Genomic DNA, 14,223 nt, shown 5'->3' with positions numbered 1-14,223 from the left:
AGTCGCGAAGGGAGTGAGATGGCACTGAGCGAGCAGTCCACCGTGCAGGAATGGCTGGAGGACCCGATCGGCGGCTACCTCGTCCGCGACCTGCTCCGCCACATCGGACGCGACGAGACGTTCCTCGCCCCGGTGCACGCGACTCCGATCCAGTACCTCGTGCCCCTCAGCCAGGGCCAGCTGCCGCAATCCGTCGTCGACGATCTCGTCCGGGCCTACGAAGAGCATCGACTCGCCGGCTAAAAGATCGAAAACGCAGCCCCCAGCGATGCGGGAGCTGCGCTTTTCATCTTCCACGACGAGAACATCCGCGTAGACGTGTGGAAGGGGCACCGGGATCCGGTGCCCCTTCTGGATCTGAAGGCTGATCCTCGTTTCCGCTGGAGCGGACGGCCCTAGAGTGTGCGAGTCGTCTGTTCGCCCCGATTCGCGATCTCTCGCGTCGGTTCTTCGAGTTGCCAGCCGGGTTTTCTCTGCTGCGGGTTCGCCGTCAGGCGTCGCCCGTCTTACTGTCATCCGGTGCCATAAGCACTCCCTTCGCCGGTGAAGTTGCTCCAATGTACGCCCGGGTCCGGAAAAAGGGAAGAGGCGCACGACGTGTCGTGCGCCTCTTCGGAAACACCCCTCAGGACTGGGCGTCGGACTTCTTTCCGCCGGCCTCCAGAACATCGCCCGCGGGCAGCTCCTGGTGGCCGCCGAACTGCTGGCGCATGGCCGAGAGGATCTGGTTGGCGAAGTGGTCCTCGTCGCGCGAGGCGAACCGCTCGAACAGCGCCGAGGAGAGCACCGGGGCGGGAACGCCCACGTCGACGGCGGCCTTGACGGTCCATCGGCCCTCACCCGAGTCGGAGACCCGACCGGCCAGACCGTCCAGCCGCGGGTTCTGCTGCAGTGCCGCTGCGGTGAGATCCAGCAGCCACGAGGAGATCACCGATCCCCGGCGCCAGAGCTCGGCCACCTTCGGCACCGGGATGTCGAACTGGTAGAACTGGGGCTCCTCGAGCGGGGCCACCTCGGCGGAGTGCTCCGCCTCGTCCTTGCCCGCGTCGGCGTGCTGGAGGATGTTCAGCCCCTCGGCGAAGGCGGCCATGATGCCGTACTCGATGCCGTTGTGGACCATCTTTACGAAGTGACCGGAGCCGGTCTGCCCGCAGTGCAGGTAGCCCATCTCCTCGGGGGACAGGTCGCCGGAGCGGCCCGGCGTGCGCTCCACGTCGCCGGATCCGGGGGCGATCGTGCGCAGGATCGGGTCGATGTGCGCGACCGCCTCATCGGGACCGCCCACCATGAGGCAGTATCCGCGCTCCAGGCCGAAGACACCGCCCGAGGTGCCGATGTCGATGTAGTTGAGACCGCGCGGCGCATACTTTGCCGCACGACGCACGTCGTCCTTGTAGTTGGAGTTTCCGCCGTCGATGAGGATGTCTCCGGCCTCCATCAGCTCGGCGAACTGATCGACGACCTTGCCGGTGATGCCGGCGGGGATCATGAACCACGCGACGCGCGGGGTCTGCAGCGCGGCGACGAACTCCTCCGGCGTCTTCGCGCCGGTGGCACCTTCCGCTGCCAGTGCGTCGACCGACTCCGGGTTGACGTCGTAGACCACGCACTCGTGACCGTCACGCATGAGGCGGCGCACAATGTTCGCGCCCATCCGGCCGAGGCCGACCATTCCGATCTGCATTTCTCCTCTTTCCGCGAGCGATCCACCCCCGCGTCATCCATCTAACTCCCGTTCCGCGCTGTGCGCTGCGTTCTGAGCGCCTGACCTCCCAACCCTTGTTCAGATGTTCGGCGGATAGACTGGCGGGGCTTCCGTTTCGCCCTGATCGAGAAGGCCTATGTCCTCCGCAAGCACCCCGACGTTCACCGAACGTCATGTCGCTCTCGCGCGCGCCGCCGTCGCGGCGATCGCCGCTGTCATGATCACGTTCACGGGAGATCACTCCGCGGCCGTCGGCCTCTCCGTCTTCAGCGGTTTCGCCGTCGCCACCGGTCTCGTGTGGGCGCTGGCGGCCTGGCTCGTCTACCCGAGCGGCCAGCGCATCCCCGCGATCCTGCTCGCCGTTGTCAGCGTCATCGCCGGCATCGCGGCGGGGACCGTGTTCCGGGGACCCGTGCTGCTCAGCGTGCTGATCATCTCGTGGGCACTGCTTTCGGGAGTCATCGAGCTGGTCTGGGGCCTGCGGGATCGGCGGGTGCCCGAGCGCCGCACCAACGCGCGCGACGAGATCACGCTCAGCGCGATCACCCTCGTGCTGGGCATCGCCGCACTGTTCATCAACGTCGGCTTCGAGCTGCCGTACTACATCAAGGACGCGGGCCAGGAGTTCACCCTCACCGGCGTCACCATCCTCGTGGGCGTCTTCGGAGGCTATGCGGCAATCGTCGCGGTGCACCAGGCGATCCTCGGATTCTCACCCGCGCGGCCCGCCCTCTCGGCCGAACCCGCGGCGACCGCCGTGACCGGGAAGGCAGACAATGACTGACGATCAGCCCACCACTCGCAAGGACCTCATGCGCCCCGCGCAGATGCTGGGCCTGGCCGCCGTGTGCGCGGTGTTCGCGGGTGTGGTGACCGCTGTGTCCATGGGGCTGCTGCAGAACCCCACCAAGCCCGGCTGGTCCGACGCCCGGCGTGCCGAGGTGCATCAGGAGATCGTCACCCACGCTGCGATCGGCGGCCTCATCGCCGCGGGCATCGCGTTCATCGTCGTGCTGCTGAGCATCTCGCTGCTGCTGCTGGCCGTGAAGCCCGCCGATGTGACCCGCACCATCGACCGCCCGGTGCTGTACGACTCCAAGCCGGGAGAGGCGCCCGCCGCCTCCGCCACGGACGGTCCCACCGCCGCCCCCGGACGAGACGACAAGCATCACGGCTGACTCGGCTGACACGAGCGCCCCGGCAGGCATCTGCCGGGGCGCTCGTTCGTTCAGGCCGCAGCCAGGGGGGATTCGCTCGCCCTCTGCCGGCTGCGACGCCACCACACGAAGAAGCCGACCAGCGTGAAGAAGCCGTAGAACAGGTACATCAGGCCGGACGCGTAGTAGCCGGCCGAGAACAGCAGGGGCACGCCGACCACGTCGACGGCCACCCAGATGAGCCAGAACTCCGTCCAACCGCGCGCCATGCCGTAGGTGGCCAGCAGCGACCCGACGAACGTCCAGGCGTCCGCCCACACCGGATCGTAGGAACCCAGCGCGCCGAACAGCGGGGTGAGGGCCGCTGTGCCCGCCACCATCACGACGGCGAGTCCGATGCGTGTGGGCCAGCTCGCCCAGCGCGGCTCCACGGCCTCCCCGGTCTCGCCCTTCGTCTGACGCCAGCGCACCCAGCCGTAGATCGAGACGGCGATGAACATCACCTGGCGTCCAGCCTGACCCAGCAGATGCGGCAGCGTGGAGGCCGGATCCAGGATCGATCCGAGGAACACGGTGAGCAGCAGGGCGTTGCCGATGATGCCCACGGGCCAGGCCCAGACCTTGCGCCTCATGCCGCCCAAGGCGGAGGCGAGGCCGAAGATGTTGCCGATCACCTCGCGAACCACGAGGGTCTGGCCGTTGCCGAAGTCGATGTGTGCGTTGAATGCGTCGATGAGCCACCGCAGGATGTCCATTGTTCTCCCTTCCGTTGCGGCGGCTCCGGGGGAGATGGACGTGCGGGGCGCGGGTGCGCGACCGTCACGTCACATCCGTGCTTCTCCCATCCAGACTGTGACTGTCGGTCCTGGAATCCCACCAGGTCAACCGGCGCCTCAAGAGGCGCCGGGTCGCGGACTATGACCGCCGGCTCGGAATTTCACCGACCCCGGAGCACGTGTGTGTCGTTGCCATTGTGGCACCACTTGCAACCCGGGGCGGACAGTGCGTATTCCGTGGTGATCCGGGCGATCAGAACGCCGTGAGAGCGGCCGCCAGCATGCGGTGGCCCTGTGCCTCGAACGCCTCGTCTCCCACCTGGTGCGCCCACACCGCAGTTCCCACCGCCTGACGCAATTTCTCGAGATTCCAGGTGTCGTCGCGCGGGTCGTCACCGTATCCGTCGAAGAACGCCGCCTCCAGACCCGGGGCGATCAGCCACTGGCGCGCATCCATGCGCGCGAGGTCGGTCTGCGGCGGCCGCCAGGCGAAGCGGCCGAAGTCGATCGCCCGCACCGTCCCGTGGTCGATCAGCCAGTTGCGGGGATGCCAGTCGCCGTGGGTGGGGACGATGCGGACGGGGCGCGCCGGTGCCGCGCGCAGGACCCGTCGGGCCTCCGCGGCGATAGCGGACGACACCCGGTGCGGCCGCTCCAGCCACGCGAGCGCCTTCGCGTTCTCGCGTTCCTCGAGCTCGTCGTCGAGGCGGGCGGCCTGGTCGTGCAGGAGGCGCAGGAGTTCGCCGGCCTGCCGGTACGTGTCCGCCGCGTACTCGGCGGGCGATCCCTCCACCAGGACCCCGTCCTGATACTCCAGGACGATCACCCCGGCATCGGAGTCGGCGTGCAGCATCCGGGAGGTCCGTCCTGCTTCGACGAGCGGACCCGTGGCCCCGGTGTGCGCGGCGATCTCGCGCAGCAGGTGGTGGTGCGCCTTCGGGCCCGCCGCCTTCACGATCCGCTCGCCCGCCGCGGTGCGCACGTGCAGCACGACGGTGTCGAGGTTCCACGACATGTCCGCAACGGGCGAGGCGTCGCCGATCCAGGTCTGGACGAGCGACGCCTGCTCGGGTGTCAGCGACGGTGGCATCAGATCCCGCGGGCGAGCTCCCCGGCGACTCCGGTGTAGGTCGCCGGTGTGAGCGCGAGCAGGCGCTGCTTGGCCTCGTCGCCGATCTCGAGTCCCTCGACGAACGCGCGCATCTCCGCGGCGCCCACCTTGTGACCGCGGGTCAGCTCCTTGAGCAGCGCGTAAGGGTCGCTGATCGTGGAACGCCCGGCGACGACCTCGGCGCGAACGACGGTCTGGATCGCCTCACCCAGGATCTCCCAGTTGCCGTCGAGGTCTGCGTCGAGCACGTGCTGCGACAGCGACACCTCCGTGAGGCCGCGGGTGAGGTTGTCGATCGCGAGCAGCGAGTGCCCGAAGGCGACGCCGATGTTGCGCTGCGTGGACGAGTCGGTGAGGTCACGCTGCATGCGGCTGGTCACGAGCGTGGTCGAGAGCGAGTTCAGCAGCGCACCGGCGATCTCGAGGTTCGCTTCGGCGTTCTCGAACCGGATCGGGTTGATCTTGTGCGGCATGGTGGAGGACCCGGTGGCTCCGGCGACGGGGATCTGTGCGAAGTAGGCCATCGAGATGTAGGTCCACATGTCGGTGGCGAGGTTGTGCAGCACGCCACCGGCGTGGCGGATCTTGTCGTACAGCTCCACCTGCCAGTCGTGGGACTCGATCTGCGTGGTGATGAGGTTGAAGCCGAGGCCCAGCGATTCGACGAACTCCCGCGCGACGGTGGGCCAGTCGGTCTCCGGAGAGGCGACCACGTGAGCCGACCACGTACCGGTGGCGCCGGAGAACTTGCCGAGGAACTCGTTCTGCTCGATCTGCTTCGCGATGCGCTCGAGGCGCCACGCGAACACGCCGAGCTCCTTGCCCATGGTGGAGGGCGTCGCGGGCTGGCCGTGCGTGTGCGAGAGCATCGCGGCATCGGCGTTCGCGTGTGCGAACGTCCGCAGCGCCTCGATCACCCGGCGCAGCGCCGGCAGCCACACCTGCAAGGTGGCCCGCTGCACGACCAGGGCGTAGGAGAGCGAGTTGACGTCTTCACTGGTGCAGCCGAAGTGCGTGAGCTCGGCGATTGCGTCGAGCCCGAGCCGCGACAGCCGGTCACGGACGAAGTACTCGACCGCCTTCACATCGTGGCGCGTGACCGCCTCCTTCTCGCCCAGCCAGTCGATCGAGGCCTGGTCGAAGTCGAGGTAGGCGGCGCGCAGTGCGCTCTTGTTCTGCTCGCTCAGCGGTGACGTGCCGAACATCGAGCGGTCGGTGAGAGCGATGATCCACTCCACCTCCACCTCGACGCGGGCGCGGTTCAGGCCTGCTTCGGAGAGGTATTCGGACAGCGGCGCGACGGCTGCACGGTAGCGTCCGTCGAGCGGGCTGAGGGGCTGGATCGGAAGAGCGGCCACGGCAGTTTCTCCTGATGAAGAGGCGGGACACGCCGCGAATGCGACCCCTCGATCATACCGAGCCGTCGATGCGCCTCATCGGGGTCGTGGGGGTGCGCAGGGCGGGCTCGAGCTGGTGGAAGAGTGCACGAACGGAGGATTCGATCATTTCCAGCACGTCGTCGAACATCTCATCGCCCGCGTAGTACGGATCGGGCACGTCCTGTCCGGTTGCGGCAGGATCGAACGACAACAGGAGGGCGATCTTCTCCGCCTGGTCTTCGTCAGCGGCCCAGTTCTGCAGGATGCGCTCGTGTGAACGATCGAGCGCGACCACGAGGTCGTTGGCCTGGAAAGCAGCGGCCGTGAACTGCTTCGCCCGATGGGCGCTGCCGTCGTATCCGCGGCGCTCGAGGGCGTCGAGGGTTCGGCGATCGGCGCGCTCACCCACGTGCCAGTCGCCGGTCCCGGCGCTCGTGGAGGAGATCCGCTCGCTCAGGCCGGCACGCTGTGCAAGCGAGCGCATCACCACATCGGCCATGGGGGAGCGGCAGATGTTGCCCGTGCACACGAACACGAGCCGAAACGGTGCGGATGCATCGGCCATGTGCACATTCTGCCGAAGATCCGAGCATTTGCCCCTCCCCAACCGGGAAAGCGACCTCCACTGTTCAGCGTCGGCGGCTTCGGATACCGCCGTTCCCACTCCTGGCCGACGATCGGGTGATGAGCACACCGACCCTCACCGCCGAAGAGACCCGTTCCCGCATCCGAGTCGCCCGCCAGCACGTTCATCAGGCATCCCTGCTCCTGCAGCAGGCCAGCGCAGCGTGGAGCGCGCTGGTGCGCATCACCTCCTGGGAATCGCCCGCTTCCCGTGGCTACCACGACCGCGCCCAGGACCGGCTGGGGGAGGCAGCATCGCTGATGGGGCTGGTTCAAGTGCACGAGCAGCAACTGGCGTGGGCCGAGTCGCAGATCGTCGAGGGATGCGCGCCGTGAGCGGGCCGAGCATCTCATCCGGCGGTGCCATCACGGTTGATCCGGACGAACTGCGGGCAGCGGCTCAGCGCACCGATGCGGCGGCCGGCATGATGACGGACGCGGCGGACTGCCTGCTGGTCGCCGCAGGCATCATCGAGTCCGCATGCGCCGTCGGCATCGCGGCAGATGGGAACGAGCTCGCGGTGCGGGCTCGTCGTGCCACCGGCGACGGCCGGGCGCTCGCGACCGATCTGCGCAACGCCGCGATCATCTACGAGATCACCGAGCTGCGACTGGCGCTGCAGCAGCCCGGCGCCGACGCCGATGCTCTTCACCAGCGCATTCGTCACCTGTTCAGCGGCTTCTCGGCAACGTCCTACCTCGGCACACTGCAGTCGGATGCGCTCATCGCGCAATGGCGCAGCCGAGATTCGCGAAGCACCATCGGGCAGGTGTTCCGTGGCGCCGGTCCCTTCGGAGCCACGGCGGTGGCAGCGCTGTGGGCACTGCAGGGCATCGTTCACGCCACTGGACGCGGCCGGATCGCCGCGGGAACGTCGCTCGCGGGTCCGTCGCCCGCTGTCACCGTCACCCAGACCCGACTGCCCGAGCCGGCGAAAGCGCCCGTCTCCCTCACCGACGCCTTCTCGCGGATCCCGAACTCCGCCGGCGATGCCCGCATCCGCATCGAGAAGTACGAGATGGCTGACGGGGAGAACAGATTCGCCGTCTACGTCACCGGCACCCGGGAGGACACGCCCACGGAAGCGTTCGACGGCGAGTCCAACCTGCAGTTGTACTTCGGTGCGCAGTCGGCGTCATCCGTCGCCGTCGCCGAGGCCATGCGGCAAGCCGGCGTTCAGCCGGGTGACTCGATCATCAACTACGGCTATTCGCAGGGAGCAATGATCACCGAGTACCTGGCGATGGACCCGCGCTACCAGGTGGAGGGCCAGTACACCCTCGGCGGTCCGGTGGAGGGCGAGATGGGCGCGGACACCCTGCACGTGGCCGTCCGTCACGACGACGATCCGGTCGTGCTCCTCGCTGACGGCGGATTTGCCGGCCAGAACGGGAGCGGTGACAGCATGGTGATCCGAGATACGGCGCACCCGGAGGTCACGCCGGAGGACGCGAGCATCCCCGGCCATTCGCTGGAGCGCTATCTGCAGACCACGCGCTGGGCGGATGGCTCGGAGGATCCCCGCATGGATGCCGTGCGGCAACAGCTGGCGGAGCTTGCGAGGGCGCAGCGAGTCACGGCCTACGAGTTCGGTGCCGAGCGGGAAGCGCGCCCGTGAGGCTCAGGCGGGTCTCAGCGGCTCTTCTTCTTCTGCGGGCGCAGCAGAATACCGAAGAACCAGTTGATGAGCGAGATCACGATGGCGGCGACCACGCCCCACCAGAACTCGCCCACACCCAGTCCCCAGCCCCAGAAGCTCGTGATCCAGGCCGTGATCCACAGCAGCAGGCCGTTCACCACGAACGAGATGAGCCCGAGCGTGAGGATGTACAGCGGGAAGGCGACGATGCGGATGACCGTCCCGATCACCGAGTTCACGAGGGCGAAGACAGCGCCCACCGCCAGCAGGGTGAGCACCTTCTGCAGGTCTTCGCCCGGGGCGAATGCCGTGATCGTCACCGTGAGGGCCGGGATGAGGCTCACGACCCACAGCGCGAACGCGTTGACGACGACTCGGATGATGAAGCGCATAGGGGAAGTGTGGCATGTCCGCATGAACGGCGGCAGGGTGTCCGCGCGGCCCGGGTCGTAGAGTGATCACGTGACCGATGCCGCAGCCCCCGCTCCTGTGAAGATCCGTCCCGAGATCGCCTCGCTCCCGCCGTACAAGCAGGGCAAGCCGGCCGGTGCAGACGCCTTCAAGCTCTCGAGCAACGAGAACCCGTTCCCCCCGCTGCCTTCCGTCGTCACCGCCCTCCAGTCCGAGACGACGATCAACCGCTATCCGGACGCCACGGCGGCGCGTCTGCGGGCGCGCATCGCCGAGCGGTACGACACCACCCCCGACGGCGTCCACATCGCCTCGGGGTCGGTGGCGATCATCGCTCAGCTTCTCCTCGCCGTCGCCGCACCCGGCGACGAGGTCATCTACGCGTGGCGTTCGTTCGAGGCGTACCCCGGCCTCGCGCTGGTCGCCGGAGCACGCAGCATCCAGGTGCCCCTCACCGAGGACTTCCGCCACGATCTGCCGGCCATGGCCGCCGCCATCACCGACCGCACGCGGGCGATCATCGTGTGCAGCCCGAACAACCCCACGGGGGGCGTGCTCGCACAGGCCGAGGTGGAGGAGTTCCTCGCGGGAGTCCCCGCCGATGTGCTCGTCATCCTCGACGAGGCGTACGCGGAGTTCGTGACATCGCCGGATGCCGTGAACGGTCGCACGACGGGCTTCCTCGCCGCGCACCCCAACGTGGTCATGCTCCGCACGTTCTCCAAGGCGTACGGGCTCGCCGGGCTCCGGGTCGGCTACGCGGTGGGCCACCCGCGGGTGCTCGATGCGGCCCGCTCCACGGCCATCCCGCTGTCGGTCACGGCACAGGCGGAATCCGCAGCGCTCGCCAGCCTCGACGCTGAGGACGAGCTGCTCGAGCGCGTCGGAACGCTGGTCGAGCGACGCGAGCGCCTGGTCGCCGGCGTGCGCGCCACCGGCTGGACGGTTCCCGACACCGAGGCGAACTTCCTCTGGCTGCCCGCGGGTCCGGCAGCGCTCGCCGTGGCGGAGCTGTTCGCCGAAGGCGGGATCATCACCCGGCCGTTCGCGGGCGAGGGTGTTCGGATCTCGGTGGGCGAGGAGGAGGCGGTCGAGCGCATCATCGCACTCGCCGCCCGTGCCCTCCCTCTCCTCGCGGACTGACCCGACCAGCCGTTCCGTACGGTTTGCTCGGTGCTCGGTGCTCGGTGCTCGGTGCTCGGTGCTCGGTGCTCGGTGCTCGGTGCTCGGTGGCCGGCGCCCGGTGCCTGGTCGCCGGGTCGCTCGGCGCACGGCAGAAGGGCGCGTCCGTGCACGGCGGACGGGTCGCCGGGGCCTCCGTGGCCGCGTCCCCGGCCTCGATAGATGGACGTGAAAGCATCTGTTTCGGGTGCCGAATGATGCGCCGCGACGCATACGGGCACTCGTAGGCTGACCACGTGACTGACATCCTGGACACCTCCGACCAGGCGGGAACGGTTCCGGCCGATTCGCCCGATGTGGTGCGCATCCTGAACCCGGACGGGACGATCGCGCCCACCGCTGCGGCCGAGCAGTACCTGCCCCTCATCGACGCACTGACCGAGTTCGATCTCGAGCAGTTCTACCGGGACATGGTGATCAGCCGTGTCTTCGACCAGCAGGCCACCAACCTGCAGAGGCAGGGCCAGCTCGCCCTGTGGCCGCCGTCGTTCGGCCAGGAGGCCGCGCAGGTCGGCTCAGCCCACGCGGCGCGCGCGCAGGACCACATCTTCCCGTCCTACCGTGAGCACATCGTCACGGCGATCCGTGGTGTGGATCCGCTCGACATCATCAAGCTGATGCGCGGACTCAGCCACGGCGGCTGGGATCCGAAAGACCCGAAGAACGGCAACACGCACATCTACACGCTGGTGCTCGGCAGCCAGACGCTGCACGCCACCGGCTACGCGATGGGCCTGAACTTCGACGGCCGCGCCGCCGGCGGGGACATCGAGCGCGACGAAGCCGTGCTGGTCTACTACGGCGACGGCGCCTCCAGCCAGGGCGACGTGCACGAAGCCATGGTCTTCGCGGCCAGCTACCGCACGCCCGAAGTGTTCTTCATGCAGAACAACCAGTGGGCCATCTCCGTCCCGGTCTCGCGGCAGTCGCGAACGCCGCTCTACCGTCGCGCCGCGGGGTACATGCCCTCCGTGCAGGTCGATGGCAACGATGTGCTCGCGAGCTTCGCGGTCACCCGTCGCGCCCTCGACGAGGCGCGTGCCGGCGACGGACCGCGCGCGATCGAGGCCGTCACCTATCGTCGCGGTGCGCACACCACGAGCGACGATCCGACCAAGTACCGCACCCGCGATGAAGAGGCCGCCTGGGCGCAGCGCGATCCGATCGCCCGCATGCGCGCATACCTTCAGAGCCGTGGCGCCGAGCAGGCGTTCTTCGATGACGTGGACGAGGAGGCCGCCGCGACGGCGGAAGACGCGCGCCAGCGCACCACGCAGCTGCCCTCGCCCACCGCGGAGAGCATGTTCACGCACGTCTACACCGACGCGCACCCGCTGATGGCCGAGCAGCGCGCGTGGCTCGCCGACTACGAGGCATCCTTCGAGGAGGGTCGAGCATGACCGTGGAGACGATGACGTTCGGCAAGGCCCTCAACGCGGGATTGCGTCGCGCAATGGCTGACGACTCGCGTGTGCTGCTCATGGGAGAGGACATCGGTCCGCTCGGCGGCGTCTTCCGCATCACCGAAGGCCTCCAGGCGGAGTTCGGGGAGAGCCGCGTGCTCGACACCCCGCTGGCAGAGTCCGGCATCGTGGGAACCGCGATCGGTCTCGCGATGGCCGGCTTCCGCCCCGTGGTGGAGATCCAGTTCGACGGGTTCGTCTTCCCGGCCTTCGATCAGATCACCACGCAGCTGGCGAAGCTCACCAACCGGCACGACGGCACGCAGTCGTTCCCGGTCGTGATCCGCATCCCGTACGGCGGGCACATCGGTGCGGTCGAGCATCACCAGGAGAGCCCGGAGGCGTACTTCGCCCACACGCCTGGTCTCCGTGTGATCTCCCCGTCCACGCCGAACGACGCCTACTGGATGATCCAGCAGGCCATCGCGGGCAATGATCCCGTCATCTTCCTCGAGCCCAAGAGCCGCTACTGGCCGAAGGGTGAGGTGGACCTGGATGAGCCCGCCGCCGCGACCCCGTACCAGGCGCGCGTTGCCCGCTCGGGTACCGATGTCACTCTCGTGGGCCACGGCGCCATGGTCACCGTGCTGTTGCAGGCGGCGGCCCAGGCCGAGTCGGAAGGGGTCAGCTGCGAGGTGATCGATCTGCGTTCGCTCTCTCCCATCGACTACCAGCCGGTGCTGGATTCGGTGCGGAAGACCGGTCGCATGGTCTACGGTCAGGAAGCGCCGGGCAACGTCAGCGTCGGAAGCGAGGTGGCCGCCACCGTGATGGAACGAGCCTTCTTCTCCCTCGAAGCGCCCGTGCTGCGGGTGAGCGGATTCGACACCCCGTTCCCGCCCGCCAAGCTGGAGGGCCTCTACCTCCCCGATGCGGATCGCATCCTCGAAGCCGTCGATCGCTCACTCGCGTACTGATACCGGAGCCGGACATGCAGACCTTCAACCTTCCCGACGTCGGCGAGGGCCTCACCGAGGCCGAGATCGTGCAGTGGCGCGTCGCCCCCGGTGACACCGTCGCCGTCAACGACGTGCTGTGCGAGATCGAGACAGCCAAGTCCCTCGTCGAGCTGCCCTCGCCGTTCGCGGGCACGGTGGGTGAGCTGCTGGTGGGGGAGGGCACCACGATCGACGTGGGTACGCCCATCATCACCGTCGACGACGGGTCCACGCCCGCAGCTCCCGCCGCCCCGGCGGCGCCCGCCACGGAGGAGGCCGGCGGATCGGTGCTGGTGGGCTACGGCACCGGTGGCGAGGTGCGCTCGCGGCGGCGCAAGCCGGCGCAGGCACCGGTGACCCAGTCGGTCGGTGTCATCGCCAAGCCCCCGATCCGCAAGCTCGCCCGCGATCTCGGCGTGAACCTCGCCGAAGTGCGCGGCAGCGGAGAGGCCGGGGAGGTGACCCGCGCCGATGTCGTCGGCCACGCCGAGCAGGCGAGTGTGTTCCGCAACATCCAGACGCCCGAGTGGGGCGCGCAGCGCGAAGAGACCATCCCCGTCGCAGCTCCCGCGTCTCCCGCCCCGGCACCGCTCGTGGCGGGCGAGCGTGAGGAGGCCATCCCCGTGCGCGGTGTCCGCAAGGTCACCTCCGCCGCCATGGTGCGCTCCGCCTACTCCGCCCCGCACGTCACGGTGTGGAAGGACGTCGACGCGAGTCGCACCATGGAACTGGTCAAGCGCCTCAAGGCATCGCCCGACTTCGCCGACATCAAGGTGTCGCCACTTCTGATCATGGCGCGCGCCGTCATCTGGGCCGCCCGCCGCACCCCGATGGTCAACGCGGCGTGGGTCGACGGAGAGGACGGGGCATCCATCCTGGTCCGCAACTACGTCAACCTCGGAATCGCCGCCGCCACCCCGCGTGGTCTCATCGTTCCCAACATCAAGGATGCGCAGAGCCTGTCGATGCGCGAGCTCGCCAAGGCCCTGGAGAAGCTCACACTCACGGCGCGTGAGGGAAAGACCGCACCCGCGGACCAGCAGAACGGCACGATCACCATCACGAACATCGGCGTGTTCGGCATGGACGCGGGTACTCCCATCATCAACCCCGGCGAGGCGGGGATCGTGGCTCTCGGCTCGATCACGCAGAAGCCCTGGGTCGTCGACGGCGAAGTGCGACCGCGGTGGGTGACCACGGTGTCGGGCAGCTTCGATCACCGCGTCATCGACGGCGACGGCATGAGCCGCTTCATCGCCGACGTCGCATCGATCCTGGAGGAGCCCGCCCTGCTGCTGGACTGAGCGGCAGATCAGGCGAAGGGGACGGGCACCGCTCGTCCCCTTCGTCTGTGTGGCCCGCCACCGCTATCGCACCGTGATGAGTACCGCCAGGGCCTGGTCCGCGGCGCGCGCCACGGCTAGCGTCGAAGGCGAACCGATCGGAGGCGCGCATGGCGGCATGGGACGAGGCGGCGCTGACCGCCCTGGACGACGGCGACGAGCTGGACATCGAGATCGCACGCGGCGACGGCACCCGGCATGAACCGGTGATCATCTGGGGCGTGCGGGTGGGAACGGACTTCTACGTCCGCTCCGCGCGCGGCCCCGAGGGGCTCTGGTACCGCCGCGCCCTGCGCTCGCTCGCCGGAAAGCTCAGCGCGCGCGGCGTGCTGCAGGACGTGAACTTCGAGCAGGTGTCGGCGTCCGATCCGGTGAACGCCGACATCGACGCCGCCTACCACCGCAAGTACGACCGCTACGGTGCCGCGATCGTGGGTTCGGTCGTCGGCCCGGGAGCTGCTCGCGTCACCCTTCGCGCGGTCCCGCGCTGAGGC

The 14,223-nt window shown here is 68.6% G+C and carries 16 protein-coding genes and 1 riboswitch; of the genes, 10 read left to right on the top strand and 6 right to left on the bottom strand.

The window, feature by feature from the left end; all coding sequences use genetic code 11:
- Positions 1-18 precede the first annotated feature (18 nt).
- Positions 19-243: a hypothetical protein gene (locus ACIQJ5_RS14680; RefSeq protein ID WP_402844990.1), complete on the top strand. Its 225-nt coding sequence runs from the start codon at positions 19-21 to the stop codon at positions 241-243.
- A 382-nt stretch (positions 244-625) separates the two neighbouring features.
- Here ACIQJ5_RS14680 and gnd read toward each other — a convergent pair whose 3' ends face one another.
- Complete coding sequence (gene gnd, locus ACIQJ5_RS14675; protein WP_402844988.1) at positions 626-1,684, bottom strand: phosphogluconate dehydrogenase (NAD(+)-dependent, decarboxylating); 1,059 nt, start codon at positions 1,682-1,684, stop codon at positions 626-628.
- Between the two features lie 157 nt (positions 1,685-1,841).
- On the opposite strand from gnd, the gene ACIQJ5_RS14670 reads away from it, so the two are divergent.
- Both ACIQJ5_RS14670 and ACIQJ5_RS14665 read left to right on the top strand, forming a co-directional pair.
- Positions 1,842-2,489: an acyl-CoA synthetase gene (locus ACIQJ5_RS14670; protein WP_402844986.1), complete on the top strand. Its 648-nt coding sequence runs from the start codon at positions 1,842-1,844 to the stop codon at positions 2,487-2,489.
- Positions 2,482-2,883, top strand: coding sequence for an amino acid transporter (locus ACIQJ5_RS14665; RefSeq protein ID WP_231092810.1), 402 nt, complete (start codon positions 2,482-2,484; stop codon positions 2,881-2,883). Before ACIQJ5_RS14670 ends, ACIQJ5_RS14665 begins: the two co-directional genes overlap by 8 nt.
- A gap of 50 nt (positions 2,884-2,933) precedes the next feature.
- Here ACIQJ5_RS14665 and pnuC read toward each other — a convergent pair whose 3' ends face one another.
- The 4 genes from pnuC to ACIQJ5_RS14645 all read right to left on the bottom strand — a co-directional run bounded on the left by pnuC (position 2,934) and on the right by ACIQJ5_RS14645 (position 6,693).
- Positions 2,934-3,617 carry a nicotinamide riboside transporter PnuC gene (gene pnuC / locus ACIQJ5_RS14660; RefSeq protein ID WP_231092811.1) on the bottom strand — a complete coding sequence of 228 codons (684 nt, stop codon included), beginning with the start codon at positions 3,615-3,617 and terminating at the stop codon, positions 2,934-2,936.
- Positions 3,618-3,691: 74 nt separating this feature from the next.
- Positions 3,692-3,820: riboswitch (FMN riboswitch) on the bottom strand.
- A 71-nt stretch (positions 3,821-3,891) separates the two neighbouring features.
- Positions 3,892-4,728, bottom strand: a complete 837-nt coding sequence (locus tag ACIQJ5_RS14655; RefSeq protein WP_402844983.1) for a phosphotransferase — start codon at positions 4,726-4,728, stop codon at positions 3,892-3,894.
- A complete protein-coding gene (purB, locus tag ACIQJ5_RS14650; RefSeq protein ID WP_231092813.1) occupies positions 4,728-6,107 on the bottom strand; it encodes an adenylosuccinate lyase in 1,380 nt (459 codons plus the stop codon). Before purB ends, ACIQJ5_RS14655 begins: the two co-directional genes overlap by 1 nt.
- Positions 6,108-6,159: 52 nt before the next feature.
- Positions 6,160-6,693, bottom strand: coding sequence for a low molecular weight protein-tyrosine-phosphatase (locus ACIQJ5_RS14645; protein ID WP_231092814.1), 534 nt, complete (start codon positions 6,691-6,693; stop codon positions 6,160-6,162).
- Positions 6,694-6,812: 119 nt separating this feature from the next.
- On the opposite strand from ACIQJ5_RS14645, the gene ACIQJ5_RS14640 reads away from it, so the two are divergent.
- Positions 6,813-7,088, top strand: coding sequence for a hypothetical protein (locus ACIQJ5_RS14640; RefSeq protein WP_402844980.1), 276 nt, complete (start codon positions 6,813-6,815; stop codon positions 7,086-7,088).
- Positions 7,085-8,371: a hypothetical protein gene (locus ACIQJ5_RS14635; protein WP_402844978.1), complete on the top strand. Its 1,287-nt coding sequence runs from the start codon at positions 7,085-7,087 to the stop codon at positions 8,369-8,371. The genes ACIQJ5_RS14640 and ACIQJ5_RS14635 overlap by 4 nt, the downstream gene beginning before the upstream one ends.
- Positions 8,372-8,385: 14 nt before the next feature.
- On the opposite strand, the gene ACIQJ5_RS14630 is transcribed toward ACIQJ5_RS14635, so the two are convergent.
- Positions 8,386-8,784, bottom strand: coding sequence for a phage holin family protein (locus ACIQJ5_RS14630; RefSeq protein WP_231092817.1), 399 nt, complete (start codon positions 8,782-8,784; stop codon positions 8,386-8,388).
- Between the two features lie 70 nt (positions 8,785-8,854).
- Here ACIQJ5_RS14630 and ACIQJ5_RS14625 point away from each other — a divergent pair, with 70 nt between their 5' ends.
- From ACIQJ5_RS14625 to ACIQJ5_RS14605, 5 genes are all read left to right on the top strand, one after another.
- A complete protein-coding gene (locus tag ACIQJ5_RS14625) occupies positions 8,855-9,946 on the top strand; it encodes a histidinol-phosphate transaminase (protein WP_231092818.1) in 1,092 nt (363 codons plus the stop codon).
- A 284-nt stretch (positions 9,947-10,230) separates the two neighbouring features.
- Positions 10,231-11,385 (top strand): thiamine pyrophosphate-dependent dehydrogenase E1 component subunit alpha, encoded by a 1,155-nt coding sequence (locus tag ACIQJ5_RS14620; protein ID WP_402845282.1) that lies wholly within the window; start codon positions 10,231-10,233, stop codon positions 11,383-11,385.
- The gene (locus tag ACIQJ5_RS14615; protein ID WP_231092819.1) at positions 11,382-12,365 is read left to right on the top strand and encodes an alpha-ketoacid dehydrogenase subunit beta; all 984 of its coding nucleotides are present in this window, start codon (positions 11,382-11,384) and stop codon (positions 12,363-12,365) included. Before ACIQJ5_RS14620 ends, ACIQJ5_RS14615 begins: the two co-directional genes overlap by 4 nt.
- Before the next feature lie 14 nt (positions 12,366-12,379).
- Positions 12,380-13,690, top strand: coding sequence for a dihydrolipoamide acetyltransferase family protein (locus ACIQJ5_RS14610; RefSeq protein WP_231092820.1), 1,311 nt, complete (start codon positions 12,380-12,382; stop codon positions 13,688-13,690).
- A gap of 149 nt (positions 13,691-13,839) precedes the next feature.
- Positions 13,840-14,220 carry a DUF2255 family protein gene (locus tag ACIQJ5_RS14605; protein ID WP_231092821.1) on the top strand — a complete coding sequence of 127 codons (381 nt, stop codon included), beginning with the start codon at positions 13,840-13,842 and terminating at the stop codon, positions 14,218-14,220.
- Positions 14,221-14,223 lie beyond the last annotated feature (3 nt).

The organism is Microbacterium sp. GXS0129 (genome assembly GCF_044769785.1).
Classification (GTDB): Bacteria; Actinomycetota; Actinomycetes; order Actinomycetales; family Microbacteriaceae; genus Microbacterium; species Microbacterium nymphoidis.
Note: the sequence above shows the minus strand (reverse complement) of the source record. Positions and strands in the feature narration are given on the sequence as shown.